The organism is Halorubrum trapanicum, assembly GCF_017873555.1.
GTDB classification, from domain to species: Archaea; Halobacteriota; Halobacteria; order Halobacteriales; family Haloferacaceae; genus Halorubrum; species Halorubrum trapanicum.
On record NZ_JAGGKE010000010.1, the window covers coordinates 23,207 to 48,052 of the forward strand.

Annotated in this window: 25 protein-coding genes and 1 tRNA gene; 12 read left to right on the plus strand and 14 right to left on the minus strand. The window is 72.6% G+C overall.

All coding sequences use genetic code 11. The features are described 5' to 3' along the window. Positions 1 to 21: 21 nt before the first annotated feature. From J2744_RS11310 to J2744_RS11345, 8 genes are read right to left on the minus strand one after another with little or no spacing between them, the layout of a single operon-like run. Positions 22 to 804 carry a cob(I)yrinic acid a,c-diamide adenosyltransferase gene (locus J2744_RS11310; RefSeq protein ID WP_210113466.1) on the minus strand — a complete coding sequence of 261 codons (783 nt, stop codon included), beginning with the start codon at positions 802 to 804 and terminating at the stop codon, positions 22 to 24. Next, positions 801 to 1,577, minus strand: coding sequence for an adenosylcobinamide amidohydrolase (locus J2744_RS11315; protein WP_210113467.1), 777 nt, complete (start codon positions 1,575 to 1,577; stop codon positions 801 to 803). The genes J2744_RS11310 and J2744_RS11315 overlap by 4 nt, the downstream gene beginning before the upstream one ends. Further along, positions 1,570 to 2,631, minus strand: a complete 1,062-nt coding sequence (locus tag J2744_RS11320) for an aminotransferase class I/II-fold pyridoxal phosphate-dependent enzyme (protein ID WP_210113468.1) — start codon at positions 2,629 to 2,631, stop codon at positions 1,570 to 1,572. The genes J2744_RS11315 and J2744_RS11320 overlap by 8 nt, the downstream gene beginning before the upstream one ends. After that, positions 2,628 to 3,356, minus strand: a complete 729-nt coding sequence (locus J2744_RS11325; protein WP_210113565.1) for an NTP transferase domain-containing protein — start codon at positions 3,354 to 3,356, stop codon at positions 2,628 to 2,630. Before J2744_RS11325 ends, J2744_RS11320 begins: the two co-directional genes overlap by 4 nt. Beyond that, the gene (locus J2744_RS11330) at positions 3,356 to 4,183 is read right to left on the minus strand and encodes an adenosylcobinamide-GDP ribazoletransferase (protein WP_210113469.1); all 828 of its coding nucleotides are present in this window, start codon (positions 4,181 to 4,183) and stop codon (positions 3,356 to 3,358) included. The genes J2744_RS11325 and J2744_RS11330 overlap by 1 nt, the downstream gene beginning before the upstream one ends. Continuing rightward, a complete protein-coding gene (locus J2744_RS11335) occupies positions 4,180 to 5,337 on the minus strand; it encodes a CobD/CbiB family cobalamin biosynthesis protein (protein ID WP_394357719.1) in 1,158 nt (385 codons plus the stop codon). Before J2744_RS11335 ends, J2744_RS11330 begins: the two co-directional genes overlap by 4 nt. Next, positions 5,334 to 6,668 (minus strand): cobyrinic acid a,c-diamide synthase, encoded by a 1,335-nt coding sequence (locus tag J2744_RS11340; protein WP_210113470.1) that lies wholly within the window; start codon positions 6,666 to 6,668, stop codon positions 5,334 to 5,336. The genes J2744_RS11335 and J2744_RS11340 overlap by 4 nt, the downstream gene beginning before the upstream one ends. Continuing rightward, the gene (locus J2744_RS11345) at positions 6,665 to 7,786 is read right to left on the minus strand and encodes a nicotinate-nucleotide--dimethylbenzimidazole phosphoribosyltransferase (protein ID WP_210113471.1); all 1,122 of its coding nucleotides are present in this window, start codon (positions 7,784 to 7,786) and stop codon (positions 6,665 to 6,667) included. The genes J2744_RS11340 and J2744_RS11345 overlap by 4 nt, the downstream gene beginning before the upstream one ends. 332 nt (positions 7,787 to 8,118) lie before the next feature. Between J2744_RS11345 and J2744_RS11350 the strand changes: the two genes are divergently transcribed. From J2744_RS11350 to ubaA, 3 genes are all read left to right on the plus strand, one after another. Then, positions 8,119 to 8,709, plus strand: coding sequence for a 50S ribosomal protein L15e (locus tag J2744_RS11350; protein ID WP_006111832.1), 591 nt, complete (start codon positions 8,119 to 8,121; stop codon positions 8,707 to 8,709). Positions 8,710 to 8,845: 136 nt separating this feature from the next. After that, on the plus strand, positions 8,846 to 10,084 hold the full coding sequence (locus J2744_RS11355; protein WP_210113472.1) for a hypothetical protein: 1,239 nt from the start codon (positions 8,846 to 8,848) through the stop codon (positions 10,082 to 10,084). A gap of 61 nt (positions 10,085 to 10,145) precedes the next feature. Continuing rightward, positions 10,146 to 10,958: an SAMP-activating enzyme E1 gene (gene ubaA, locus J2744_RS11360; RefSeq protein WP_210113473.1), complete on the plus strand. Its 813-nt coding sequence runs from the start codon at positions 10,146 to 10,148 to the stop codon at positions 10,956 to 10,958. Positions 10,959 to 10,997: 39 nt separating this feature from the next. Here the strand turns inward: ubaA and J2744_RS11365 are convergent, their stop codons facing one another. After that, complete coding sequence (locus J2744_RS11365) at positions 10,998 to 11,399, minus strand: zinc ribbon domain-containing protein (RefSeq protein WP_210113474.1); 402 nt, start codon at positions 11,397 to 11,399, stop codon at positions 10,998 to 11,000. A gap of 126 nt (positions 11,400 to 11,525) precedes the next feature. On the opposite strand from J2744_RS11365, the gene J2744_RS11370 reads away from it, so the two are divergent. The 6 genes from J2744_RS11370 (at position 11,526) to J2744_RS11395 (ending at position 17,547) form a co-directional block, all read left to right on the plus strand. Next, positions 11,526 to 11,906, plus strand: coding sequence for a Rid family detoxifying hydrolase (locus J2744_RS11370; RefSeq protein ID WP_210113475.1), 381 nt, complete (start codon positions 11,526 to 11,528; stop codon positions 11,904 to 11,906). Then, positions 11,907 to 12,167, plus strand: coding sequence for a hypothetical protein (locus J2744_RS11375; protein ID WP_210113476.1), 261 nt, complete (start codon positions 11,907 to 11,909; stop codon positions 12,165 to 12,167). A 27-nt stretch (positions 12,168 to 12,194) separates the two neighbouring features. Beyond that, a tRNA-Ser gene (locus tag J2744_RS11380) sits at positions 12,195 to 12,276 on the plus strand. Between the two features lie 734 nt (positions 12,277 to 13,010). After that, complete coding sequence (locus J2744_RS11385) at positions 13,011 to 13,178, plus strand: hypothetical protein (protein WP_006111840.1); 168 nt, start codon at positions 13,011 to 13,013, stop codon at positions 13,176 to 13,178. Between the two features lie 106 nt (positions 13,179 to 13,284). Next, complete coding sequence (locus J2744_RS11390; protein WP_210113477.1) at positions 13,285 to 15,921, plus strand: DNA topoisomerase I; 2,637 nt, start codon at positions 13,285 to 13,287, stop codon at positions 15,919 to 15,921. A gap of 84 nt (positions 15,922 to 16,005) precedes the next feature. After that, entirely contained in the window at positions 16,006 to 17,547 is a 1,542-nt protein-coding gene (locus J2744_RS11395; RefSeq protein ID WP_210113478.1) for a PAS domain-containing sensor histidine kinase, read from the plus strand. 20 nt (positions 17,548 to 17,567) lie between these two features. On the opposite strand, the gene J2744_RS11400 is transcribed toward J2744_RS11395, so the two are convergent. The 5 genes from J2744_RS11400 to J2744_RS11420 form a co-directional block, all read right to left on the minus strand. Beyond that, positions 17,568 to 17,927 (minus strand): DUF192 domain-containing protein, encoded by a 360-nt coding sequence (locus tag J2744_RS11400; protein ID WP_210113479.1) that lies wholly within the window; start codon positions 17,925 to 17,927, stop codon positions 17,568 to 17,570. 106 nt (positions 17,928 to 18,033) lie between these two features. After that, complete coding sequence (locus tag J2744_RS11405) at positions 18,034 to 18,288, minus strand: glutathione S-transferase N-terminal domain-containing protein (RefSeq protein WP_210113480.1); 255 nt, start codon at positions 18,286 to 18,288, stop codon at positions 18,034 to 18,036. 385 nt (positions 18,289 to 18,673) lie between these two features. Then, positions 18,674 to 20,320, minus strand: a complete 1,647-nt coding sequence (gene thsB / locus J2744_RS11410) for a thermosome subunit beta (RefSeq protein WP_210113567.1) — start codon at positions 20,318 to 20,320, stop codon at positions 18,674 to 18,676. Between the two features lie 215 nt (positions 20,321 to 20,535). Further along, positions 20,536 to 21,060 carry a copper resistance protein CopD gene (locus J2744_RS11415; protein ID WP_210113481.1) on the minus strand — a complete coding sequence of 175 codons (525 nt, stop codon included), beginning with the start codon at positions 21,058 to 21,060 and terminating at the stop codon, positions 20,536 to 20,538. An 87-nt stretch (positions 21,061 to 21,147) separates the two neighbouring features. Continuing rightward, complete coding sequence (locus J2744_RS11420; RefSeq protein ID WP_210113482.1) at positions 21,148 to 21,660, minus strand: DUF7523 family protein; 513 nt, start codon at positions 21,658 to 21,660, stop codon at positions 21,148 to 21,150. Between the two features lie 144 nt (positions 21,661 to 21,804). Between J2744_RS11420 and J2744_RS11425 the strand changes: the two genes are divergently transcribed. From J2744_RS11425 to pheA, 3 genes are all read left to right on the plus strand, one after another. After that, positions 21,805 to 22,674: a CbiX/SirB N-terminal domain-containing protein gene (locus tag J2744_RS11425; protein ID WP_210113483.1), complete on the plus strand. Its 870-nt coding sequence runs from the start codon at positions 21,805 to 21,807 to the stop codon at positions 22,672 to 22,674. Positions 22,675 to 22,676: 2 nt separating this feature from the next. Next, positions 22,677 to 23,891, plus strand: coding sequence for a DR2241 family protein (locus J2744_RS11430; protein ID WP_210113484.1), 1,215 nt, complete (start codon positions 22,677 to 22,679; stop codon positions 23,889 to 23,891). A 105-nt stretch (positions 23,892 to 23,996) separates the two neighbouring features. Continuing rightward, positions 23,997 to 24,803, plus strand: a complete 807-nt coding sequence (pheA, locus tag J2744_RS11435) for a prephenate dehydratase (RefSeq protein WP_210113485.1) — start codon at positions 23,997 to 23,999, stop codon at positions 24,801 to 24,803. The last annotated feature ends 43 nt before the right edge of the window (positions 24,804 to 24,846 follow it).

Below are 24,846 nucleotides of genomic sequence, written 5' to 3' on the forward strand. Positions count from 1 at the left end.
TCCGCCGTCTCGCTCACGGTCTCAGTACTCCGTCCCCCGGCGGGCGCGCTGCCCGTCTTCGAACGGGTGCGCGACCTTCCGGACGTTCGAGATTAGATCCGCGACGCCGTCGAGGTAGTCTGGTTCCGCGTGGCTCCCGGTGAGGACGAGTTCGAGGCCGTCCGGCTTCGATTCCGCCAACTCGACGACGTCGTTGGGGTCGACCAGGCCGCGGTCGACCGCGTACAGCAGCTCGTCGAAGATCAGCATGTGGACGCCGGCCTCCGGGTCGCCGTCGAGCGGGAGCGACTCGGTCAGGTCGGCGTCGGCCGCGCCCGCGACGAGCGCCTCCGCGCGCTCGAAGGCGGCCGTCGCCTTCGCCTCGTGCTCGTCGTCGGCCGAGCCGTCGAGCAGGCCGTGCCAGCCGTAGTGGCCGGCGTTCTCGTAGGAGAACCCCGGCACGGCCGAAATCGCGTTGTACTCGCCTCTCACGCCCTCGACGCTGTCCGCGCCCCCCTTCATGAACTGGAGCATGTGGACGCGATAGCCGTGGCCCGCGGCCCGGAACCCCATCCCCATCGCCGCGGTGGTCTTCCCCTTGCCGCCGCCCCAGAACGCCTGAACAAGCCCGAACTCCTCGGGCGCGGCCGGCTTGATCGGCTCCGGCTCGGGGGCCGCGCCGCCGCCCGGCGTGCGGGCGGCGCGGTCGTCGCTGGTCGGGGTCTCGTCACCGGCCGGTGGCTCGTCGTCGGTCGGCGTTCCGTCGTCGCCGTCGGTCGATGCCTCCGCTCCTTCCGCGTTCGTGTCGTCGTGGTTCGTTGTCATGGATCGAAAACCTCCGCCCGCTCGTCGGTGACGACGCCGTGTTCGGCGTCGCCCGCCGACGCGGGCACGTCGCCGTCCGGGTACCGCGACCGCAGGCTCGCGCGGACCGCGTCCCGGACGCAGGCGCGGGCCGCCGCGCCGACCGCCGTGGCGCTCCCGGAGAACTCGGTCGGCTCGCCGTCCGGGTCGTCGGCGACGACGACCGCGTCGCTCGTCGTCCCCGGGACGCCCGCCGTCGCGAGCAGCGTCGCCGCCTTCGCCTCGGCCGCGACCGCGACGAGGTTCGCCGCGGCGCCGGGCGCGAGCCGCCGCGTCGTCCCGACGATCAGGTTTACCGTTCCGGGCCGGGGCGGGCCGTCGTCGGTCGCTTCCGCCGAACCGCGGGGGTTGACCGTGCCCTCTGCCCCCATCGGGAGCATCGCCGGATTCGACAGCCCGACCGTCGCGTACGCGACGACGGGACCGAGCCGCGCGCCTCGGGCGTGAGTCATCGAGACGCCCGTGAACAGCGTCGGCGGGGCGTCGCGGTCGACTGCCGCCGTCTCGGCCGGGCGGCTGCTTCCGGCCTCCGCGTCGCCGTTCGCGGCGAACCCCGCCCGCGCCAGCCGCTCGTCGCGGTAGGCCGCGAGGTCGGTCCGGTCGAACCCCTCCGGGACGGTGACGTTGTACGCGGCCGGCGCCCGCGACCGCCCGCCGTCCCAGCCGGTCGAGAGCCAGCGCGTTCCCGGCCGCCGCAGCCGCAGGACGCCGTCGCTGACGGTCGCCTCAAACATCGGCGTCCTCACCTCGGTTCCCGCTCTCGTTCTCGTCGTCGCCGTCGCCCACGCCCAGCGCCGCGAGGAGCCGGTCGTTCTCCGCCGGGCGGCGGACGGCGACCCGCACGTGCGAGTCGAGTCCGCGGAAGGACCGCGCGTCTCGGACCGCGACGCCCCGGTCGCGGGCGCGCTCGACGACGCGGTCGACGTCGCGGTCGCCGACGTCGACGAGGAGGAACGGCGCCTCCGAGGGCGACACCTCGTAGCGCTCGGCGAGGGCGGCCCGCATCCGTTCTCGCTCCCGCCGGACGCGCTCGCGGGTCTCCCGGACGAACTCGTCCCGCCGGAGGCAGTACTCGCCTGTCGCGAGCGCCGGGGCGCTCACGTTCCACGTCCGGCGGGCGCCCCGCAGTGCCGCGCCGAGGTCGCCCGTCGCGACCGCGAAGCCGGCCCGGATCCCGGGCAGCCCGAACAGCTTGGTGAGCGCGCGGGCGACGACGACGCCGTCCGTCCCCGCGAGCGACGCGCGCTCGGTGAACCCGAGGAACGCCTCGTCGACGAGCAGGACGGTCCCCGCCGCCCGGCAGCGCTCCGCGAACCCGAGCAGGGCTTCCCGGTCGTAGCCGGTCCCGGTGGGGTTGTTCGGCGTACAGACGACCGCGAGCGCGTGCCCGCTCGGGTCGGCGTCGAGGACCCGCTCGGCGTCGACGAACGCCGGATCGCCCCCCTGAAGCCGGACCTCGCGGGCGTACTCGCCGAAGCTCGGCGCCGGGAGCAGGGCGGTGTCGCCCGGGTCGACCGCGAGCGCGACCGCGGCCCGGATCGCCGCCAGCCCGCCCGGCGTCGGCACGACCTGCTCCGGGTCGCAGTCGACGCAGTCGGCGGCGGCCGCCCGGAACGCGGCCGGCGGCTCCGGCGGGTACGTCCGCGCCGTCTCGAACGCAGCCCGGTACACGCGCTCGACCCCGTCGGGGACCTCGGGGTTCGCGTTCGCGCTGAAATCCAGCAGGTCGGGGTCGTCGCTGCTCCCGTGCGGCTCCCGTCCGAGCGCCGCCGCCCGCTCCCGGTTCACGGCGACGCACCCCCTTCGGAGGCGGCGTCTTCGTCGCTCACGTCGAGCCAGTCGATCCCGCCGACCGGGAGGTCCGGCGCGTCCCCGTCGCCGACGAGGATCCGCTCGGCGAGCCGGCGGTCCTCGGGGCGGTTGACGTTGACGGCGAGGCGCGCGTCGCGCGTCGCGCGGACGACCTCGTCGCCCGCGCCGTCGAGCGCGCCGACGACGTTGATCCCGGCGGGGACGCGGTCAGCGCCCGAATCGTCGCCGTCCACCTCGTCGCGGTACCGGGTCGCGGCGTCGGCGCTCGCGCCCAGTTCCCGCTTTCGCGCCGCGGGGACCCGGACCGACAGCGCGTCGGCGTCGGCCGCGGCGTGAGCGTCGAGGACCGCGTCGACGGCCGCCCCGTCGAGCAGCGGGAGGTCGGCCGCGAGGGTGAGCGTCGGCGCCGCCGGTCCCGCGGCCAGCGCCGCCCGGAGGTCCGCGACGTACCCCTCGCCCGGCGTGTCGACGACGACGAGTTCGAGCGACTCCTCCGCCGGCCCGTCCCCGCCGTCGCCGTCCCGCCGCGCGATCAGTCGCTTGCGCGTCCGCGGTGTGTGTGGTGAGACCGCCGCGTACGCGCTCTCGACCTGGCTCGCGGCGAGGGTGTCGAGCGCGCGGTCGACCATCGACCGCCCGGCGACCGGCGCGAGCGGCTTCTCGCGGTCGCCGCCCAGCCGCGTGCCGCGGCCGCCGCACATCACGAGAGCGTCCACGCGATCACCCCCGCGTGGAGCGCGGCCACCCGCGCGATCTCGGTCGTCGCGCCGAGCACGTCGCCGCTCACCCCGCCGAGTCGCGCGCGCGCCCACCGCCGGACCGCGACGCCGACCGCCGCGGCCGCCAGCAGGGCGACCGCGCCGGGGAGGAGCCGGGGCCACGCTCCGAGCGCGGCCGGCGCGGCGAGCGCGACGACCGGGAGCAGCGCCGACGGACCGACTCGCCCGGTCAGCGAGGAGCCGAGCCCCTCGTGGGCGGCGTCGCCGACGCAGACGAGCGCGGCGGTCGCCGCCCGGGCGCCCACCTCCGCGGCGACGACGAGCCCGACCGCCGCTCGGACCCCGCCGGTCGGAGCGACGCCGGCCGCTCCGCCGGTCGGACTGAGGCCGCCCGTTCCGCCGGAACCACCCGCCGAAACGACGGCGAGCGCGCCGGTCGCGAGTCCGAGGATGACGAGGGCGAGCGCGGCCGTCCCGCCGACGCCGAGCGCCGAGTCCCGGAGGACCGCGCGCCGGTCGTCGGGACCGCCGTGGACGACCGCCGCGTCGCCGAGGTCGGCGACGCCGTCGAGGTGGGTGATCCCGGTCGCGCCGTAGACGACGCAGACGGTCGCGAACGCCGCCGTCGGCGCAGGGATCGTCCCGTTCGCCCCGGCCGCGACCGGGAGAGAGACGACCCCGCCGACGAGGTAGCCGACGACCGGGAACGTCCAGGGGGCGCCCGCGAACGCCTCGAACGCGTCCTCGTCGCGGCCGACCGGGAGCCGCGTGAGGAATCCCAGCGCGCCCCGCAGCGCGGCGACGGTCACGGTACCACCCCGAGCGCGGCGGTCGCGCTCCCGGCGTTCCCGACGGCCGCGGCGAGCGCGAGCAGCCAGCCGGCACCGACCGCGGCCGCGACCCCGCCGGCGGCCCGGACGAGTCGAACCCCGGCGCGGGCGGTCGCGGGCGTCGGCGGCTCCGGCCCGCCGTCGAGGACGTACGCGCCCGGCTTCTCCAGGCGGACGCCGAGCGCGACCGCCGCGGTCGCCATCGGCCAGCCGGAGTTCGGCGACGACGGCTCGCGGGCCAGCGGTCGCGCGCGGCGAAGGATCCGGGGCGACCGCGCCGCGACCGCGAGACAGACGGCGCTGGCGCGCGCAGGCAGGTACATGACCGCGTCGTCGAGGCGGGCGCTCGCGCGGCCCGCGGGCTTCGAGCGGTAGCCGAGCATCGAGTCGAGCGTGTTCACGGCCTTCGACCACCCCGCTGCGGCGACGCCGAGCGACAGCGCGAACGCGGTCCCCGCGGCCGAATCCCCGACGCCGCCGGCGCTCCCGACCGCGAGCGCGTCGCCCCCTGCTCTCCACAGCTCGGGTCGCGCGACGAGCGCGACGCCGACCGTCGCGCCCGCGACGAACCAGCACAGCGGGGCGACCACGCCGTCCGCGAGGTTCTCGGCGGCGCTCTCGACCGCGGCGCTCCGGATCTCGGCCGGCGACAGGGAGTCGGTGTCGCGGCCGACGAGCGCGACGGCGGTCTCGCGGGCGGCCTCGGGATCGGTCTCGGTGAGTTCGACGGTCTCCCCGGCGACCTCGGCGAGCATTCGGGGGCTGACCGTCAGCGACAGCGCCGCGCCGGCGACGAGAGTGGTCGCGGCCGTCGCGGCGGCGGGACCGAGTCCGACCGCGGCCGCGACGACCCCTCCGAGCGCGACGACTCCGCCGAGCGCGCCCGCCGCCGCGAGCGGAAGGAGGGCGGCGATCGCGACGCCGGCCACGTCCGGGCGGTTCCAGTCGCGGTCGAGCGGGGCGACCGCCGCCCCGAACAGCGCGACGGGGTGGACCCGGCGCGGCGGCTCGCCGACGGCCAGATCGAGGGCGAGGGCGACGACGAGCGCGGCCGCCGCGGCGAGGGCCGCGACGGCCGGAGGGACCGGGGCGGCGGCCGCGGTCGGTGCGGCGGCGAGAACCGACGCGATCACGGCCGGATCCCGTCGAGGAACGCGTCGAACGCCCCGCTCTCGGCGTGGACGTGACAGTACGTTCCGAGGGTGCGGTGTTCGGTCAGTCCCTCTCGGTCGCCGTCGATCCCGGTCCCGCGCTCCACGTCGAAGGCGAACCGGGCGTCTGACGCCGCGTCGGCCGCGGAGTAGTGGAACTCGTGGCCGCGGAGCCGCTCGCCGGTCCCCGCCGTGAGCGCGTCCCGTCGCGCCCGGAGTTCGACGTGGTCGAGCGCCTGATACCGGTCGCGGCGCTCGACGCTCGCGGGGAGGACGCCCGCCATCTCGTAGGCGTCGCCGTCGGCGGTCGTCAGCGTCTCCGCGAGCGCCATCAGGCCGCCGCACTCGCCGAGGACCGGGGTGCCCTCGGCCGCGGCGGCCGCGATCGATCCGAGCGCCGGTCCGTCCTCCAGCGCCTCCGCGTGGAGCTCCGGGTAGCCGCCGGGGAGGTAGACGCCGTCGCAGGGCGGGAGGTCGTCGCCGGCCGCGGGCGCGAAGGGGACCACGGTCGCGCGCTCGCGGAGGCGCTCGCGGGTCGCCGGGTAGACGAACCGGAACGCCTCGTCGTCGGCGACGGCGATCCGCGGCCGGTCGTCGTGGTCGTCGCGAGCCTCACGTCCCCCGGTCTCTGCGGACGACTCCGTCGCTCCCGCGGTCGGCTCGCGCGCGATATCGAGCAGCCGGTCGGTCCGGAGCGTCTCGGCGGCGTCGCCGAGCGTCGCCTCGTCGAGCGGGGCCTCCTCGCCCATCTGGAGTCCGAGGTGTCGGTCGGGAATCTCCAGCCCCTCGCGGGGCGGGATCCGCCCGCAGTAGTCGAGCGAGTCGGGGAGCGCCTCGCGGATCCCCGACTCGTGGCGACCGCCGTGCGCCCGCTGGGCGATCACGCCCGCCACGTCGAGTTCGTGGGGGGTCCGACCGGCGTAGGTCGCGAACCCGAGCGCGGTCGCCGCGACGCTCTCCATCCCGGCGCTCGCGTCGACGACGAGGACGACGGGCAGGTCGAGCGCGGCGGCGACCCCCGCCGTGCTGGCGGCGCTGCCGTCGTACAACCCCATCATCCCCTCGACCACGCAGACGTCGCCGTCGCCCCGAGCGTAGTTGCGCCGGAGGCCGTCCTCCCCCTGAAGCCACGGGTCGAGCGTCCGCGACGGGCGACCGGTGACCCGGGCGTGGTGGCTCGGGTCGATGAAGTCCGGTCCCGCCTTCGCCGGCTGAACGGTCCGCCCCGCGGTCTCGAACGCGCGCAGCGTCGCGAGCGCCGCGACCGTCTTGCCGACGCCGGAGGCCGTCCCGGCGAGGACGACGCCCCTCACCGCGCGTCGCCTCCGTTGTGCGGCGCCGAACCGCCCGCGTTCCCCTCGCCTTCCGGACGCTCGGCGAGCAGGCGGTCGGTCACGGCGGCGATCCGCTCGCGGACGGCGGCGTCGGCGACGCCCGCCCGCTCCGCGAGCGCGAGCGCCCCGCCCATCCCGACCCCTTCCTTCGCCTCGCCGCGGGCGTACGCCGCCATCGCCGGGTGGTCGCTCTCGGTGAACCCCGGGTCGGCCGCCGCCAGCCGCAGGTCGAGGTCGGCGGCGAGCGCGGGGAGGTCGGCGGTCGGGTCGTCGGCGACCAGCGACGTGGTCGCGAGCGGGAGCGGGCGGTCGACGCCGGCGTGTCGGGCGAGCGCCGCCGCGGCCGCGAGCTGGGTGCCGCCCGCGAGCGTGACGTCGATGTCGGCGTCCGCGCAGCCGACGATCAGGCCGGCGACCGCGGCGAGGACGGGGTCGCCGGCCAGCCGGACCGCCTCGATCGGGTCGCCGGCCGCGTCGCCCGGTTCGAGGCCGCTCGCGTCCAGCGCCTCGGTGACGACGCGGCGCTTGCGCTCGATCGGGTTCGCCGGCAGCGACGAGGAGACCGCGGCGCGCTCGCCGAGCGCGGTCAACACGCCGAGCGCGGTCGTCGTCCCGCCGGGGATCGTCTCGGCGACGAGCAGCTCGGCGTCGCCTCCCGCTTCACGCTCGCCGTCGCCGTCGGGACCGCTGTCGCCGTCGACCGCGGCGAGTTCGGGCGCCAGCGCGCGGGCGCGCTCGAAGACGGTCGCCGCCCCCGGCACCGGTTCCGGGTCTCGGAGGTCGCCGCCCGGAGCCGCACCGACGCCGCGGACGGCGGCCGCCGTCGGCGCTCCGAGTCCGGCGTCGAGGAACTCGACCGGAAGCGACTCGGGACCGAGTAGCTCGCGGACCGCGCGAGTGACGACCGCGGGCGTCGGGCAGCCGGTCGGACTCACCGGCACGGGCGAGTCCGGCGCGGGGCGCCCCGCCTCGACGATTTCGAGGTCGGCGCTCGGCGTGTGGGTTCTGAGCTCCGGATCGGCGCCCGCGGCGCTGATCCCGTCGATCGCGGCCGTCGCGGTCGTCCCCGCGACGACGACCAGCCTCACGTCTCCCACCGGGCACCCCCTCCGTTGAGTCCGCGTCCGCCCGGCGCGGCGTCGGTGTGTACCACTGGCGGCTCAAAGATACAAATGAACTTTAATCGATCGACGCGCGCCGGCGAGGGCGGCACCCGCGTAGTCCCCCCGCGCCGGCTCGTGGCACGCACCCGCACGCGACCCGCGGAGCGAAGCGGTTAAGGGCGAACCGCGGGTACTCCCGACAACTCGCTGGTGCGGACACAGCGGGCACTCGCCGCCGGGACCGCGGTCGGACCGACCGCCGCGCGCCCCGGGACGAGACGACATGTGGCCCTCGCGGCTGAATCGCAACCGTCCGCGGACACACAATGGCACGAAGCTTCTACTCGCACATCAAGGAGGCGTGGCGGTCCCCCAAGGAGGGGAAACTGGCAGAGCTACAGTGGCAGCGCAAACAGGAGTGGCGCGACGAGGGCGCCATCGAGCGCATCGAGCGCCCCACCCGGCTGGACAAGGCCCGCGAACTGGGCTACAAGGCCAAGCAGGGCGTCATCGTCGCCCGCGTGAGCGTCCGGAAGGGCGGCTCGCGCAAGCAGCGCTTCAAGGCGGGCCGCCGCTCGAAGCGGCAGGGCGTCAACCGCGTCTCGCGGCGCAAGTCGATCCAGCGCATCGCCGAGGAGCGCGCCTCGCGGAAGTACCGCAACCTCCGCGTGCTCAACTCCTACTGGGTCGGTGAGGACGGCTCCCAGAAGTGGCACGAGGTCATCCTCGTGGACCCCGCCCACCCCGCGATCGAGAACGACGACGATCTAAACTGGATCTGCTCGGACGACCACAAGGGCCGCGCGTACCGCGGCCTCACCTCCGCCGGCACCAAGGGCCGCGGCCAGCGCAAGCGCGGCAAGGGCACCGAGAAGACGCGCCCGAGCGTCACCTCGAACGACCGACAGGGCAAGTAGCGCGTTCCGTCTCGCGGTCGACGACGCCCGATTTTTCCCGACCCGCTTCCCTCGCCGAGCCGCGGCGCCGGCGCCGCTCGACGCAAGAGCAAAGAGACCGCGTCACATACTCTCAGTACTCAGTGGCGATTCACCGGTGACCGCGAGCAACCCCATTCCGCCCGACGCGTTCGCAGCCGCGGTCGAGTCGCTCGACGGGGAGGCGTTCGCGACGCTCGTCGGCGAGGCGTACGCGACGACCGCCGACGCCGTCGACGTCGATCCGCCGCGCGTCACGGTGTCGGCGGGCGGTCGCCGGACCGAGATCCTCGCCGTCTCGGCCGCGGACGAGACCGTGCGGGACGAGTCGGTCGACGCCGTCGCGGTCGCGAGCGACTCGCCGCTCGACCGCGGGACCCCCACGAGCGACGTCGAGGTCGTTTCCCCGGCCGACCTGCGAGAACGGCTCCTGTACGCCGTGGCGCCCGCGGAGGCGAACGCGATCGCCGAGCGAATCCTCGGCGTTCCGGTTCGCTCCGCCGCGTACGACGAGGTGGGGGGCGATAGTGCGAGGGATGACGGTGCGACGGAGAGCGAAGCGAACGACGACGCGAGGGACAGCGAGGCGAGCGACGACGCGAGGGATGCCGATGCGACGGACGGCGAATCCGCCGTCGCCACCCCTCGCCCGGACAGAGGCTCGCCGGAGCGGCCACGGCCAGCCGAGTCTCGGTCGACCGAAGCGTCGAACGACCGAACGTACCCGCGGACCCTTCTCGCGGCGGTCGCCGTCGTCGCGCTCCTCGGTGCGGGGGTTAGTGGCGCTCTCGTCGCCGACACCGTCGGAATCGACGGCCCGGACGGCGCCGCGGGCGTCGAGGGCGACGGGGCGACCGACTCGCAACCGACCGAACCGGACCCGGCCGGGTCGGCGGACGCGATCGACGGCGAACAGACTGCCGGGCCGACCGACGAGGCCGCGAGGAACACGGCGCTTTCCCCCACCTGCGAGCGGTCCGCGCTTCAGGTCGTTCAGATACAGATGAACGCGCTCCGCTACAACGACGACGCGACGAACGACGGTATCAGGACCCTGCGCGCGTTCGCGTCGCCGGAGAACAGAGAGGTCGTCGGCTCCATCGGGCAGTACGTCGCGCTGTTCGAGACGCCGCGGTACGCGCCGATGCTCACGTACGACACCGCGGAGTACTCGGTGCCGGAGATAGCGGACGGCACCGCCGAGATCGGGGTCGTCACCCGAGAGAACGGGAGCGTGACCGGCCGGTACGAGTTCCGGCTGGAACTGATAGCCGGCGGGAGTCAGGGGACGAACGACGCGCTCGGCGACGTCGACGGCTGCTGGATGACCGACGCGGTGGGGGCGTCGACGGAGTGAGTCGCCCGCGACGCTGCCGCTCCGGGAACACGATTATATCCGCGCCGGCACAGGTATCGGTATGAGTCTCTCCCTCGACGCGACCCAACTCGACCGCTACTCCAGACACGTCATCCTGGACGACGTCGGTCCCGAGGGGCAGAAGCGACTGCTCGACGGCCGCGTCCTCGTCGTGGGCGCGGGCGGACTCGGGTCGCCCGCGATCCAGTACCTCGCGGCCGCGGGCGTCGGGGCGATCGGGATCGTCGACGACGACGCCGTCGAGCGCTCGAACCTCCAGCGACAGGTGATCCACGGTGACGACGACGTGGGGCGCAAGAAGGTCGACTCGGCCGCGGAGTTCGTCGCCGAACTCAACCCCGACGTCGACGTCGAGCGACACGAGGTCCGGCTCGACGCGGGCAACGCCCGCGAGCTGATCGCCGACTACGACGTGGTCGTCGACTGCTCGGACAACTTCGCCACCCGGTACGTGGTGAACGACGCGGCTCGAATCGAGGCGGTTCCCGTCTCGCACGGCGCCATCTACAAGTTCGAGGGACAGGTGACGACGCTCTCGCCCGACGGTCCCTGCTACCGCTGTCTGTTCCCGGAGCCGCCGGAGCCGGGAACGGTCCCGGACTGCGCCAGCACGGGCGTCCTCGGCGTCCTGCCGGGGACGGTCGGCTGCCTCCAGGCGACGGAGGCGGTGAAGCTGCTCATCGACGCCGGCGAACCGCTGGTCGGTCGCATGCTGTTTTACGACGCGATGGACCTCTCCTTCGAGACGGTGCCGTACGCGCGCAACCCGGACTGTCCGGTGTGCGGCGACGACGGTATCGACACCATCGACGGGATCGACTACGCTGCCGGCTGTCAGATCGACGCGGCCTGAGTTTCTCCGTCCGCGGCCTCGTCTCTCCGCCGCGAACGCTCACAGCGACCGGTCGGCCATCGCGGTGCCCGCGGTGACCCCGGCGTCCTCGTCGACGAACCCCGACCGCACGCACCACCGGCAGTACTGGTAGCCCGCCCGGTTCTCGGCGCCGCAGTGTCGGCAGACGACGGTCTCACCGTCGGCGTCGAGCGGCGGCGGATCGGGCCGGTCGCCGGTCTCGCCCACCGGATCCGCGTCCGCGTCGCGGTCGAACGGGACCGTCGACCCGGCACCGGTCGCCTCCCCGTCGCGGTCCGCGTCCGACGACCGGGTCGCGACCGAGCCGAACAGCTCCGCGGGGTCGCGGCGCTGTCGGACGAGCAGCCACACCACCGCGAGGTTGATCGCCGCCACGCCGACGAAGATCGCCGCGAGCGGTACGAGCTGATCTCCCGTCATACGTGTCATGTTACCATTCCAAAGTCTTGTGTCTAACGGTGGTTCCGCTCCGTTCGCTCCGGCGGGACCGATTCGGCACGCTCGCTCCAGAGTACTCTTGAGGCCGCCGGGCGAAGGCGCATCCGCATGAAAGAGACCATCCACACGGACGACGCCCCGGCGGCGGTGGGCGCGTACAGCCAGGCGACGACCGACGGCGACCTCGTGTTCACGGCCGGGCAGATCCCGCTGACCCGCGACGGCGACCTGCTTGACGACGCGCCGATCGCGGTCCAGACCGAGCAGGCGCTCGACAACCTCCTCGCGGTGTTGGAGGAGGGGGGCGCGTCGGCCGAGGACGTGCTCAAGACGACGGTGTTCATGGCCGACATCGACGACTTCGACGAGATGAACGAGACGTACGCCGACTACTTCGACGAGTCGCCGCCGGCCCGCTCCGCGGTCGAGGCGGGCGCGCTCCCGAAGGGCGCCGGCGTCGAGATCGAGGCGGTCGCCGTCGTCGAGTAGATGGCGGACGGCGGGGCGGACTCGGCGGAGGCGCCCGGTGCCCCGGCTACCCCCCGCGCCAGAGCGCGGTCCGCGGCGCTGTGGGGGATCGTCGGCGGGTTCGCCTTCCTCGCGCTCGCGCAGGGGTACCGGCTCCTCGGTCCCGGATCGCTCCCGGTCGGTCTCGGGGGAGTGGCGCTCGTCGCGCTCGCGGTGGCGGCCGCGTCGGCCGGTATCACCTACCTCGCCGAGGCGCGACTCCGGGCGAAAAGAAGGACTTAACAGTCGCACCGGATTATCTCCGCGTGAGCCAGGATGGCCGAGTGGTAAGGCGCACGCCTGGAAAGCGTGTTCCCATCCGGGATCGGGGGTTCAAATCCCTCTCCTGGCGCTTCGCTGTCGCAAAACGAGCGAGGAGCGACAGCGACGAGCGAGTCCGGCGTCGACGAACCGAGACTGAGGGATTTGAACCAGGGAGTGGAGCGAGCGAGGCGAGCGGAACGACTGAGGTTCAAATCCCTCTCCTGGCGCTTCGCTGTCGCAAAACGAGCGAGGAGCGACAGCGACGAGCGAGTACCGCGACAGCGAAGCGCGGACGGATTTGAACCCTATCAGTCGCGCGCAGCGAGCGAAGCGAGCGAGCACGTCTGATTTCGGTTCAAATCCCTCTCCTGGCGTTTTCGACGAACAACACGGCGAGCGGAACCACTGTAATTCAAATCTCTTTGTCGGCACTTGCGGATTGACGGCGAACACCTCCAAAGCCCCAGCCGCGAGGCGGCCGCACGTTCGCTGCGGTCCTCGGTCGCTCGCTGCGCTCGCTTCCTGCGGTCCTTGCGTCACCTGCGGCCGCCTCGCGGCTGCCCCTTTGAGTCCCGCCCACCGCAACCGCCCAGCACCTCACGCCTCCCCACCCTCGTCGGTCGCCGTCGCTTCGCTCGGCGACCGACTCCAGCGAGGGACCGAAGGTCCCTCTGGCAGCCGGCGCTACGCGCCGGCGACCTCGCGCGTGCCGCTCGGCCGCAGAGCGGCCGAGCAGGCACGCGCCACCTCGTTAAGTCCTGACGACGCGTCCCCACACCGACACAAGATTCATATGTGTGGGTATTGTTGACACGGATGACGATGCCAGACACGAAATCGGGCCGCGAGCGGAAAGGGAGGAACAAGCGCCGCCAACTCGAGAACCACCTCGCACGGCGCGAACTCGATGCGGACGACGAACCGCCGGAACCGTACCGCGAGGCCACAGACGCGGAGTTCCTCGCCGAGTCCGACGACGCGGCCCGGTGACCGGTCGCGCTCGGAGCGCCCCTTTTCGGTACCCGTTCGACCCGTCGCCTGCCGGTAATCTCGCGTCGCGAAAGCTTTAGACCCGGGAGCGGCGTATCTCGGCGCAATGAGTCGGGGTCCCGAGCTGATCATCACGGAGAAGGACAACGCGGCGCGGCGCATCGCCGACATCCTGAGCGGCGAGTCCGCGACCGCGGAGCGGATGAACGACGTCAACGTCTACGAGTGGGGCGGCAAGCGGTGTATCGGCCTCTCCGGCCACGTCGTCGGCGTCGACTTCCCCGCCGAGTACAACGACTGGCGCGACGTCGAGCCGGTCGAGCTGATCGACGCGCCCGTCACCAAGACGCCGACGCAGGAAGGGATCGTCGCCGCGCTCCGGCGGCTCGCCCGCAACGCGTCCCGCGTCGTCATCGCGACCGACTACGACCGCGAGGGCGAACTGATCGGGAAGGAGGCGTACGAGCTGGTGCGCGAGGTCAACGAGGACGTCCCCGTCGACCGCGTGCGCTTCTCCTCGATCACCGAAAACGAGGTGCAGGAGGCGTTCGCGAACCCCGACGACCTCGACTTCGAGCTGGCGGCCGCGGGGGAAGCGCGCCAGACTATCGACCTCACGTGGGGCGCGGCGCTCACGCGGTTCCTCTCCTTATCCGCGCGCCAGCTCGGCGACGACTTCATCTCCGTCGGCCGGGTCCAGGGCCCGACGCTCAAGCTCATCGTCGACCGCGAGCGCGAGATCCAGGCGTTCGACCCCGAGTCCTACTGGGAGCTAACCGGCGAGCTGGCGAAGTCCGGCGGCGACCCCTTCGAGGCGCGCTACTTCTACCTGAACGACGAGGGCAACGAGCGCGAGCGCGTCTGGGACGAGGCGGTCGCGGAGACGCTCACCGAGGCGCTCGACGCGGCCGAGGGGGCCACCGTCGACGACGTGACGCGACGGACCCAGACCGACGACCCGCCGACGCCGTTCAACACCACCGCGTTCATCCGCGCGGCGGGGTCGCTCGGCCACTCCGCGCAGCGCGCCATGTCGCTCGCGGAGGACCTGTACACCGCCGGCTACGTCACCTACCCGCGGACCGACAACACGGTGTACCCGGACGACTTGGAGCCGGAGGAGCTGATCGCCGACCTCGCCGAGTCGCCGACGTTCGGCGAGGACGCCGCGAGCCTGCTCGACGAGGACCGCGAGGTCGAGCCGACCGAGGGCGACGAGGAGACGACGGACCACCCGCCGATCCACCCGACCGGCGAGCTCCCCGCCGGCGACGACCTCTCCGACGACGAGTGGAAGGTGTACGAGCTTATCGTCCGCCGCTTCCTCGCCACCTGCGCCGACCCGGCCACCTGGGAGCGCCTGCGCGTGGTCGCGCTCGCGAACGGCGACGCGACGCCGATCGCCGCGGGCGCCGACGGACTCGCCGCCCTCCGGAATCCGGACGACGCGGCGAAGCCCGCCGACCTCGTCGCGGACGGCGGCCTGCGGCTGAAGGCCAACGGCAAGCGGCTGCTGGAGGCCGGCTACCACGAGGTGTACCCGTACCGCTCCAGCGACGAGCGGATCGTCCCCGACGTCGAGGTCGGCGAGACGCTGTCGCTGTCGGACCGCGCCACCGAGGCCAAGGAGACCCAGCCCCCCCGCCGCTACGGCCAGTCGCGGCTCATCGAGGAGATGGAGAAGCGCCAGCTGGGGACGAAGGCGACCCGCCACCGCACGATCGAGAAGCTGTACGACCGCAACTACGTCGAGAGCGACCCGCCGCGACCGACGCGGCTCGCGGAGGCGGTCGTCGAGGCCGCCGAGGAGTTCGCCGACCGGATCGTGAGCGAGGAGATGACCGCGCAGCTCGAACAGGACATGGCGGCCATCGCGGCCGGCGAGAAGGAGTACGAGGACGTGACCGAGGCCTCCCGCGAACTGCTCTCGCGCGTGTTCGACGACCTCACGGAGTCGCGCGAGGCGGTCGGCGACCACCTCCAGAACTCGCTGAAGGCGGACAAGACGCTCGGTCCGTGCCCGGAGTGCGGCTCGGACCTCCTCGTCCGGAAGTCGCGACAGGGGTCGTACTTCGTCGGCTGCGACGGGTATCCCGACTGCGAGTACACCCTGCCGCTCCCCTCGACCGGGAAGCCGCTCATCCTCGACGAGACCTGCGAGGACCACGGGCTCCGCCACGTGAAGATGCTCGCCGGCCGGAAGACGTTCGTCCACGGCTGCCCGCAGTGTAAGGCGGACGAGGCCGACGAGCAGGAGGACGAGGTGATCGGCGTCTGTCCGGAATGCGGAGAGGGCGCGGCTTCGCCGCGCGACGGAAGCGGTGAAACCGCCGACCACGGCGGGGAGCTGGCGATCAAGCGGCTCCGCTCCGGCTCCCGGCTCGTCGGCTGTACGCGCTACCCCGACTGCGACTACTCGCTGCCGCTCCCCCGCCGCGGCGAGATCGAGATCACCGACGAGACCTGCGAGGAACACGACCTCCCGCACCTCCGGGTCCACTCCGGCGACGACCCGTGGGAGCTGGGCTGTCCGATCTGTAACTACCGCGAGTTCACGGCCCGGCAGGAGGGGTCTGAGCTTCAGGCGGTCGAGGGGATCGGCGAGAAGACCGCCGCGAAGCTGAAGGACGCGGGCGTCGACGGCGTCGACGAGCTCAAGTCGGCCGACCCGGACGACCTCGCCGCCGACGTCGACGGCGTCGGCGCCGACACGGTCCGCGACTGGCAGGCGAAGGCGGACTGACGGCCCCCGGTCGTCTCCTCCCGCGGTCGGTGCGACCCATAAAACCATAAACACATATGGACGGAGTGTCTCGATTGCCGACAGATGGGGGACCGCGACGCGGATCCGCCGACCGACGATCGGCCGTCGTCGAGCGGCACCGCCGACGCGACCGGGATCCTTCGCGCGTTCGTCGAGGCGGTGCCGACCGCGGCGCTCGTCTGTGACCCCGACACGCTGGCGATCCGCGCCGCGAACGATCCCGCCGCCGACCTCCTCGGCTACGACCGCGGCACGCTGACGCTGATGGGTCTCCCGAACGTCGGCGAGACCGACGTCACGGTCGACGGCGAGCCGATCGCCGACGTCGCCGCCGCCGCGGCGCCGGCCACCGATCCCACCGTTTCCGACGGCTCCGCCTCTCGGACCGCGCGGTTCGAGTGGGAGGTCCGGCTCGGCGACCCGGGACTGCGAGTGGACGCCGCACTCCACGCGGCGACGATCGCCGGTGACGAGTGGCTCGTCGCCGGGTTCTCGGACGCCACCGCGCGCGTCGCGGCCGAGACCGAGCGCGACGCTGAGCGCCGGCTCGTCGACGCGCTCGCCGAGACCGTCCCGCTCGCGCTGTTCCGCTGTACCGAGGAGGGGACGCTCTCCCGGTGGAACGACCGGTTGGCGGCCGACTCCGGCTACGAGTCCGAAGCGCTGTCTGGGACGGCGTTCACATCGCTGTTCGACGACGCCGCCGGCAGCGCCGTCGGCGAGGCGCTCTCCCGGGTGTACCGCGACGGCGAGGCCGTTACCTGCGAGACGCGCCTGCTCACGCGCTCCGGCGAGCGCGTCCCGTACCGGCTCTCGATGGGTCCGATACTCGACGCCGACCGCGTCGTGGGGGCGGTCGGCGTCGGCGAGGATCTCACCGAGGCGTCGCTCAGGGAGGAGCGGCTCGCGGTGTTGACGCGCGTGTTGCGTCACAACTTCCGGAACGACCTCAACGTGGTCACGGGGTTCACGGGTCGGGCCATCGAAGCGATCGACGACCCGGACCTGACCGCGGAGCTCGAACGGGTCGTCGACACCGCCGAGCGGCTGTTGCGCCTCGGCGAGACCTCGCGGAAGGTGGAACGCCTGCTCTCCCAGCGCCCGTCGCCGCGGCCGGTGGCGCTCGCGCCCGCGGTCGACGCGGCGCTCGAATCGCTCGACCCGGCGGTCCGCGCCCGGGGAGCGATCGGGGTCGACGTCCCCGAGGGGCTCGTCGTCTCCGCGGTCGCGTTCCTCCCCGAGGCGATCACGGAACTCGTCGACAACGCGGTCCGACACAACGACGCCGACGATCCGCAGGTCCGGATCTCGGCCGCGGAGCTACCCAGCGAGTCGTGGGTCTCGCTCGTCGTCGCCGACGACGGCCCCGGAATTCCCCCGGCCGAGCGCGCCGTCCTCACCGGCGAGGAGACGCCCCTCGAACACGCCAGCGGGCTCGGTCTCTGGTACGTGAACTGGATCGTCACCGCCGGCGGCGGGAGCCTCGACATCGCCGAGAGCAAGGCCGGCGGCAGCCGGATCGAACTGTCGCTGCGCGCCGCGGAGGGACAGCCGCCCGACGACGCGGAGCTTTTCACCCCGGACGACGTCGAGGACGCGACGTAAGTCGGCCGCGGCGCCTCCGATCACTCCACGAGCCGCAGTTCGTCGCCGACAGCGACCGACTCGGCCGCGCCCGCCGGGAGTTCGACGACTGTGTCGGCGCGGCCGCGACCCAGTCCGACGAACGCCGAAAGCCGCTTTTTCGCCGCCACCTCGCCGTCGACGAGCCACACCGCGTCGATCGCGAACGGTACGAAAAGCATGTGGAGCCACTGCGTGTCGGGCTCGTCGAACGGGAACACGAGCGCGTAGTCGTCCGGGATCGACCGCCGGAACATCAGCCCGCGCGCCTGTTCGAGCGTCGAGCGCGCGACGTCGACGTCGCTCGCGAGGACGGTTTCGGACCCGGAATCGGGACGGTGAACGAGTCGCACGCCCGCCACGTCGCCGCCGCCGAATAAATACTCTCTCGTTCGCTCGGCGTCGCCTCCCGCGGCCGCGCTTCCCGCAGCCGCGCCTCCCGCGGTCGCGGCGTCCGGGACCGCCGCCTTAGCTCGCGTTCCCGTACGTCTCTTCGAGGTACTCGACGATGTCGTCGCTCTCGGGCATCCCCTCGATCCCGTGTTCCTCGTCGACGAGGACGGGGACGCCGGTCTGTCCGGAGACCTCCTCGACCTCCGTGCGCTCGCCGTGCGAGCGCGGCACCATCACCGAGTCGTACTCCAGCTCGAGGTCCGCGAGCTTCGTCTTCACCTTCGCGCAGTACGGACAGCCTTCGAGTTCGTAGAGAGTCAGGTTTGCCATCACCGGCCCGTACGGTCCGGATCGGTAAAGAGGTGCGGCCGCGGATGCGTCCGCCGCGCACGGACGGCGAGCGCGGTCGAGCCGTGCCGCTCCGACCTGGTGGACGCTCGTCGACCGTCGCGCAAAAACGGGGAAAACGGAGCGTGTGAACGCGGGAATCGTCCGGAAATCGTCGCTACGGCGGTCTACGGAAATCTGTCTCCGACAAATTTCCGGCTCGCGGGTCGCTCTCGCTCACGGGACGTCTCGTCCCGTTCGCTTTGGGGTCTTCCGCCGGTCGACCCCATTCACCCCGCTCGCCGTTCGAGGTTCCTTCGGAACCTCGCTTACATCGACTTCGTCAGGCGGAGCCTGACGCTCTATGGAAATCTGTCTCCGACAGATTTCACATAGCGCCGCCCATGCCGCCCATCCCGCCCATACCGCCGGCGGGGGCGCCGCCCTCGTCGTCGCCGCCCGCGGTCGAGAGGTCGCCCGCGGAGATGATGTCGTCGATTTTCAGGACGAGGTTCGCCGCCTCGGCCGCGGAGGCGATCGCCTGCTCTTTCGCGTGGGCCGTCTCGACGACGCCGGCGTCGGCCGTGTCGACGACCTCGCCGGCGAACACGTCGAGCCCGGCGTTCTGGTCGCCGGACTCGTGGGCCGCGCGCAGGTCGACCAGCAGGTCGATGGCGTCGAGACCCGCGTTCTCGGCGAGCACGCGGGGGATCAGTTCGAGGGAGTCCGCGAACGCCTCGACCGCGAGCTGCTCGCGCCCCTCGACGGAGTCGGCGTAGTCGCGCAGTCGGCGCGCCAGCTCGACCTCGACGGCGCCGCCGCCAGGCAGGGTCCGCCCGTCGGAGACGGTCGTCGAGACCACGTCGATCGCGTCCTGAATGCCGCGTTCCAGCTCGTCGACGACGTGCTCGGTCGTGCCGTACAGGAGGAGCGTGACGCCGTGGGAGTCCTCGCCCTCGACGTAGAACAGCTCCTCGTCGTCGTCGCGCTCGACCGAGCCGACCGCGAGGTCGTCGGCGGTCAGCGAGTCCAGATCCGTGACGATCGGCGCGCCGAGGACGTTCTTCAGGAAGGTCAGGTCGGACTTCTTCGTGCGGCGGACCGCCAGAATGCCCTCCTTCGCGAGGTAGTGCTGCGCGAGGTCGTCGATGCCCTTCTGACAGAAGACCACGTCGGCGCCCGACTCGACGATCCGGTCGACCTTCTCGCGGAGCTGCTCTTCCTCCTGATCGAGGAACTTCTGGAGCTGGTCCGGCGAGTCGACGTTGACGGAGGTGTCGACGTCGGCCTCCTCGACCTCGATCGGGTCGTTGAGGAGGAGCACGTTCGCCGACTCGAAGTCGGTCGGCATGTCCTCGTGGACGGGGTCCTTGTCGATCGCCGCGCCGGTGAGCAGGCGGGACGCGCCCGCCGCGCGACCGGTGCGCGTCTCGATGTTGAGGTTCGCCAGGTCGACCACGTGGGAGCCGTCGTCGGCCGCGATCGTGACGCCCTGTACCGCGCGGACGACGAGGTCGGCGAGCGTGTCCTTGTCCAGCTCCGCGCCCTTCCCGGTCATCGACGTCTCGGCGACGTTACGCAGCGTCTCGGTGTCGTCGGGGTCGACGGCCGTCGCGACCTCGTCGACCTGCTCGCGGGCGTACTCGCTCGCGAGATTGAACCCCTTGATCACCGCGGTCGGGTGGATGTCCTGTTCGAGGAGGTCCTCGGCGTTCTTGAGGAGTTCGCCCGCGATGGCGACCGCGCTGGTCGTCCCGTCGCCGGCCTCGTCCTCCTGGGTCTCGGCGACCTCGACGACCATCTCGGCGGTCGGGTTGTCGATGTCCATCGTCTGGAGGATGGTGACGCCGTCGTTGGTGATGGTGACGTCGCCCATCGAGTCGACGAGCATCTTGTCCATCCCCTTCGGTCCGAGCGTCGAGCGGACGGATTCGGCGACGCCGCGCGCCGCGGAGATGTTGTACTCCTGTGCGTCCTTGTCCTGGACGCGCTGGGCGTCCTCGCCCATAATGATCATCGGCTGGCCCTGCTGCATTCGCTGACTCATACAGCGTTTGATTGATTGTGATTCTATATAAACTTCTCGGTGAGGGGCGGCCGCACGCGAACGAGCGCCGGTGGTCGCCTTCGACCGAAACCGCACGACTTCGACGCGTTCGTCTCTAATTCATGCGGAGAGTTAGCATTGATCTATATCGCTCCGAGGAAGCCAATTTTGTTCCGTTTATATATGTGTCACCCGGCGTCTCGTCACGCCGGTATCCCGCCGGCCAGAAGCGCGGCGTCGACGAGCAGCAGGACCGCGAGTCCGGCGCTCGCAAGCAGATAGGGGCGGGCGACGGCCGCCAATCGGGCGGACCCGGGCGCAGCCCCGATCCCGTCGAGCGCTTCGACCGGGAATCCCTCGGCCATGTACTCTCCCCACCCGACATCGGGGTCGACCTCGCGGCGCATCCGGAGGACGCCCAGTTCGACGAGTCCGTTCATGACGCCCCACAGCGACAGCATCGCGAGGACGGCCCAGCCCCGCGACGTGCCGGTCAGAAGCTCCAGCGGACGGTAGAGAAGCCAGACGAGGTACGCGCCGGTGACCGGGAGGGCGACGCCCGTCCAGCGCGTGATCATGAGCAGGCGGTGCGCGGCGTCGACGAACCCCGCACGCGACATGGTTCCGTCGGTCGCTCGCGGGAGCACCGCGTAGGCGACGAACAGCGCGGCGCCGGTCCAGACGGCGCCGGACAGGACGTGCGCGACGAAGGCGACGGTGCGCAACACGCGATCGACTGCGGCCGTGGAGCGCTTAAAACCCGTCCCGAACTCGCCGTCCCGCGCCGCGCTCCGCTCCCGCGGCGGCGTCCCGCCCTATCGCTCCGGCACCGCGCCCAGCGCCGCCTCGACGACCCGCACCGCGGTCGCGCCGTCGCGCCGGGAGACGACGCAGACGAGCGCCTCGCCGGCGGTCCCCGCGGCCGCGACGTCCACGTCCGCGGCGGCGAGCCGACCGAGCGCGGCCGCCAACGCCGCGGCGTCGACGCCGCCGGTCGCGAGGATCGCCGTGCGGTCGCCGCCGTCGACGACCGCCGCCTCGCCGACTCGAAGGAGGACCTCTTCCTCACCGCCGTCGTCCGCGTCGTCGATCAGTCCAACTCCGCTCCGCATCGACACGCTCGCGGTCCGGGGTTCCGTCTCGTACGCCGGCAACTCCTCGCGAAACCGCCGGAGCGCGGCCGCGATCGCGTCCGGGTCGCCGTCGAGGTCGGCCCGCTCGGCGAGCCAGGTCGCGGCGGCGCTGTGGTTCACCAGTCCGGCGCGGAGCGCGTCCCGGACGAACGGGCGCGCTCGGACCGCCTCCCGCGTCTCGGCTGCCAGCGACATACGCGGGGCTGCGCGTCGGGCGGGCAAGATCGTTTCGGTCGGCCCGAACTTTCGGTCGGCCCGAACCCGGCGTCGACGGGTCGGCGGTTCCCGTCCTCTCGCAGCCTCCGAAGTCCCTAAGAGCGGCGCGACCCCAGAACGGGTATGCAATCGCTCGTCATCGTCGCGCACGGCTCGCACCTCAACCCCGGGTCGAGCGCGCCGACGTACGACCACGCCGACACGATCCGCGCGACCGGCGCGTTCGACGAGGTCCGAACCGGCTTCTGGAAGGAGGAACCGCACTTCCGGGAGGTGCTCCGCACCGTCGAGGGGTCGGAGATCTACGTCGTCCCGCTGTTCGTCTCGGAGGGGTACTTCACCGAGCAGGTGATCCCCCGCGAGCTTCGACTGGAGGGGTGGGACGTCTCCGAGTGGGACTCCGACGGACTCTCCGCGGACCAGGCGACCCTCGTCGCCGAGGACATCGACCGCGAGGTCCACTACTGCGGCCCGGTGGGGACCCACCGCGCGATGACCGACGTGATCGTCCGGCGCGCGGAGTCGGTCACCGACGACCCCGACGTGGGCGACGACTTCGGTCTCGCCGTCGTCGGTCACGGCACCGAGCGCAACGAGAACTCGGCGAAGGCGATCGAGTACCACGCCGACCGGATCGCCGAGCGCGACCGCTTCGACGAGGTGAAGGCGCTGTACATGGACGAGGAGCCGGAGGTCGACGACCTCCCCGAGCACTTCGAGAGCGACGACGTGGTCTTGGTCCCGCTGTTCATCGCCGACGGCTACCACACGCAGGAGGACATCCCGGAGGACGTGGGCCTCTGTGAGGACCACACCGAGGGGTACGACGTGCCCGAGACGGTCGACGGCACCCGGATCTGGTACGCCGGCGCGGTGGGGACGGAGCCGCTCATGGCCGACGTGGTCTTGGAGCGCGCCGCCGACGCCGGCGCCGACCTCGGGACCGCGCTCGACGACGTGCGCGAGACGACCCGCGTCGCCACGGGGGACTGAGCGTGGCCGACCCCACCACTGCGACCGACGGCGAGGCGGCCGACAGCGAGGCGAGCGACGACGCGCCCGAAGTCCCCGAGATCGACCTCCCGGGCGACGCGTTCGACGCGGTCCTCGACGCGATCGACGACCGCGATCCGGGCGACCCCCTCCGGTTCGAGGGGTTCACCGCGTCCCGCGCCAGCGGGGGCGACGGCGACGCGGCGGGCGAGTACCGCCTCGACCCGGCCGACGGCGACCGCCGGACCGGGCTGTCGGAGCGCGAACTCCACGAGGCGCTCGCCGAGCGCGCGCCGGCGGTGACGGACTGGTACGCCTTCGAGCGGGTCGTCGGCGAGTTCGGGCCGCGCCGCGCCTTCGTCCGGTGGATCGAGGACGCCGACGGCGAAACGGTGGCGACCCGGTACGCGGCGCTCGCGGAGGGGATCGAGCGCGCGTGGGGCGAACTGCGGATTACGGCCACGATCACCGACCGCGGAGAGCGCCGCTACGACGTGCGCCACGCCGACGACGCCGGCGTCTCGGTCGGCGAGCTGGAGACGCACGAGGATCCCCTCGACGCGCGCGAGCTGGTCACCTTCGACGAGAAGGGGCGGTACCGCCCCCTCAAGACGGCGCCGTCGCTCGCGGGCGGCTGGGTCTTCCCCGAGCTGAGTCCACGGGACCTCTACGAGACGGTGGAGACGGTATACCCCGCGACGGTCGCCAACTGGCACCGCGAGCGCGAGGGCGAGCTGGACGTGAGCCACTGGCGCGAGACGATGGAGCGCCAGTCGGGCATCTACGGCGTCGTGGAGACGTGGGACCGCGGCGAGGGCCACGAGCACGTCGACTGGGTCGCGGAGGCGTGCTGTGCCGACTCGCAGTGTCTCAAGCGCCGCGAGTGGGAGTACGACGAGGACACCGACCTCGACGTCGACGGCGGCGACGGGGTCTTCCCCTGCCGCGAGCCCTGCTCCGTGGTGGTGTCGGCCGCGCGGAAGTGGACGCGGCTGGAGAGCGAGCGGGAGCGCACCTACGAGTTCGAGTTGACCCCGAGCGAGAAGGAGCAGGTCGAGGAGATCATCGAGGCGGTCGCGGACGGCCGGACCGACGAGATCCGTGAGGCGGACACGAAGGAGGGCGCGAACCGCTACCGCGCGCGCTTCCTGCGGGCGAAGCGGTTCGACGACGAGGGGAACTTCGGCGGCGTCCCCACCGACCCGGACGAGGAGTGAGGGCGGACGACGGGGAGGGTTCCGCGACGAACCGCCGATCCGCCCGCCCCGGAAACATCGCCGCGCCCCGCAGGCTTTTCTCACCTCCCCCGGTACGGTGGCGTAATGAACGCCGTCACGCTGGGTCCCGCCGGCACGTACTCGCACCGCGCCGCGCGCGCCGTCGCCGCCGAGGTGTCGTTCCGGGAGTCGGTCACCGCCATCGTCGACGCCGTCGCCGACGGCGAGTTCGAGCGCGGGGTCGTCCCCATCGAGAACAGCATCGAGGGCTCGGTCACGGAGAGCCTCGACGCGCTCGCCGACTACGACGTGTCGGTCACCCGCGAGGTCGTCACGCCGATCCGGCACGCCCTCCTCGCGCAGGACGACGCGTTCGAGGTCGTCGCGAGCCACTCGCAGGCGCTCGCGCAGTGCCGCAACTGGCTGGAGGCGAACTACCCCGACGCCGGTCTCGAAGCGGTCGCCTCCACCGCCCGCGGGGTCGAGCGCGCCCGCGAGGACGCCCGCGTCGCCGGGATCGGCCACCCCGACAACGCCGGCGACGACCTCTCTATCCTCGCGGCGGACATCCAGGACCGCACCTCGAACGCGACCCGCTTCCTCGTCGTCGCGCCCGAGTCGGCGCGCTCCGACGCCGGCGGGAAGACCACGCTGATCGTCTACCCGAACGCGAACTACCCGGGCCTCCTGCTCGAACTGTTGGAGGCGTTCGCCGACCGCAACCTCAACCTCTCGCGGATCGAGTCGCGCCCGAGCGGCGAGCGCCTCGGCGACTACCTGTTCCACTTCGACGTGGACGCCGGCCTCTACGAGGACCACATGGCGAAGGCCGTCGAGGATATCGAGGCCATCGCGGACAAGGGGTGGGTCAAGGTGCTCGGCTCGTACGATACCGAGCACGTGTTAGAGTAGGGATCGAAACCTCACATCGGGCGGAGACCGATCTCCGGCTTCC

Excerpts from the sequence above, each read along its gene's own strand:
- J2744_RS11310 (WP_210113466.1), bottom strand. The coding sequence starts at position 804 with ATGACAACGAACCACGACGACACGAACGCGGAAGGAGCGGAGGCATCG.
- J2744_RS11315 (WP_210113467.1), bottom strand. The coding sequence starts at position 1,577 with ATGTTTGAGGCGACCGTCAGCGACGGCGTCCTGCGGCTGCGGCGGCCG.
- J2744_RS11325 (WP_210113565.1), bottom strand. The coding sequence starts at position 3,356 with ATGTGCGGCGGCCGCGGCACGCGGCTGGGCGGCGACCGCGAGAAGCCG.
- J2744_RS11350 (WP_006111832.1), top strand. The coding sequence starts at position 8,119 with ATGGCACGAAGCTTCTACTCGCACATCAAGGAGGCGTGGCGGTCCCCC.
- ubaA (WP_210113473.1), top strand. The coding sequence starts at position 10,146 with ATGAGTCTCTCCCTCGACGCGACCCAACTCGACCGCTACTCCAGACAC.
- J2744_RS11365 (WP_210113474.1), bottom strand. The coding sequence starts at position 11,399 with ATGACGGGAGATCAGCTCGTACCGCTCGCGGCGATCTTCGTCGGCGTG.
- J2744_RS11370 (WP_210113475.1), top strand. The coding sequence starts at position 11,526 with ATGAAAGAGACCATCCACACGGACGACGCCCCGGCGGCGGTGGGCGCG.
- J2744_RS11375 (WP_210113476.1), top strand. The coding sequence starts at position 11,907 with ATGGCGGACGGCGGGGCGGACTCGGCGGAGGCGCCCGGTGCCCCGGCT.
- J2744_RS11385 (WP_006111840.1), top strand. The coding sequence starts at position 13,011 with ATGCCAGACACGAAATCGGGCCGCGAGCGGAAAGGGAGGAACAAGCGC.
- J2744_RS11390 (WP_210113477.1), top strand. The coding sequence starts at position 13,285 with ATGAGTCGGGGTCCCGAGCTGATCATCACGGAGAAGGACAACGCGGCG.
- J2744_RS11395 (WP_210113478.1), top strand. The coding sequence starts at position 16,006 with ATGGGGGACCGCGACGCGGATCCGCCGACCGACGATCGGCCGTCGTCG.
- J2744_RS11405 (WP_210113480.1), bottom strand. The coding sequence starts at position 18,288 with ATGGCAAACCTGACTCTCTACGAACTCGAAGGCTGTCCGTACTGCGCG.
- thsB (WP_210113567.1), bottom strand. The coding sequence starts at position 20,320 with ATGCAGCAGGGCCAGCCGATGATCATTATGGGCGAGGACGCCCAGCGC.
- J2744_RS11420 (WP_210113482.1), bottom strand. The coding sequence starts at position 21,660 with ATGTCGCTGGCAGCCGAGACGCGGGAGGCGGTCCGAGCGCGCCCGTTC.
- J2744_RS11425 (WP_210113483.1), top strand. The coding sequence starts at position 21,805 with ATGCAATCGCTCGTCATCGTCGCGCACGGCTCGCACCTCAACCCCGGG.
- pheA (WP_210113485.1), top strand. The coding sequence starts at position 23,997 with ATGAACGCCGTCACGCTGGGTCCCGCCGGCACGTACTCGCACCGCGCC.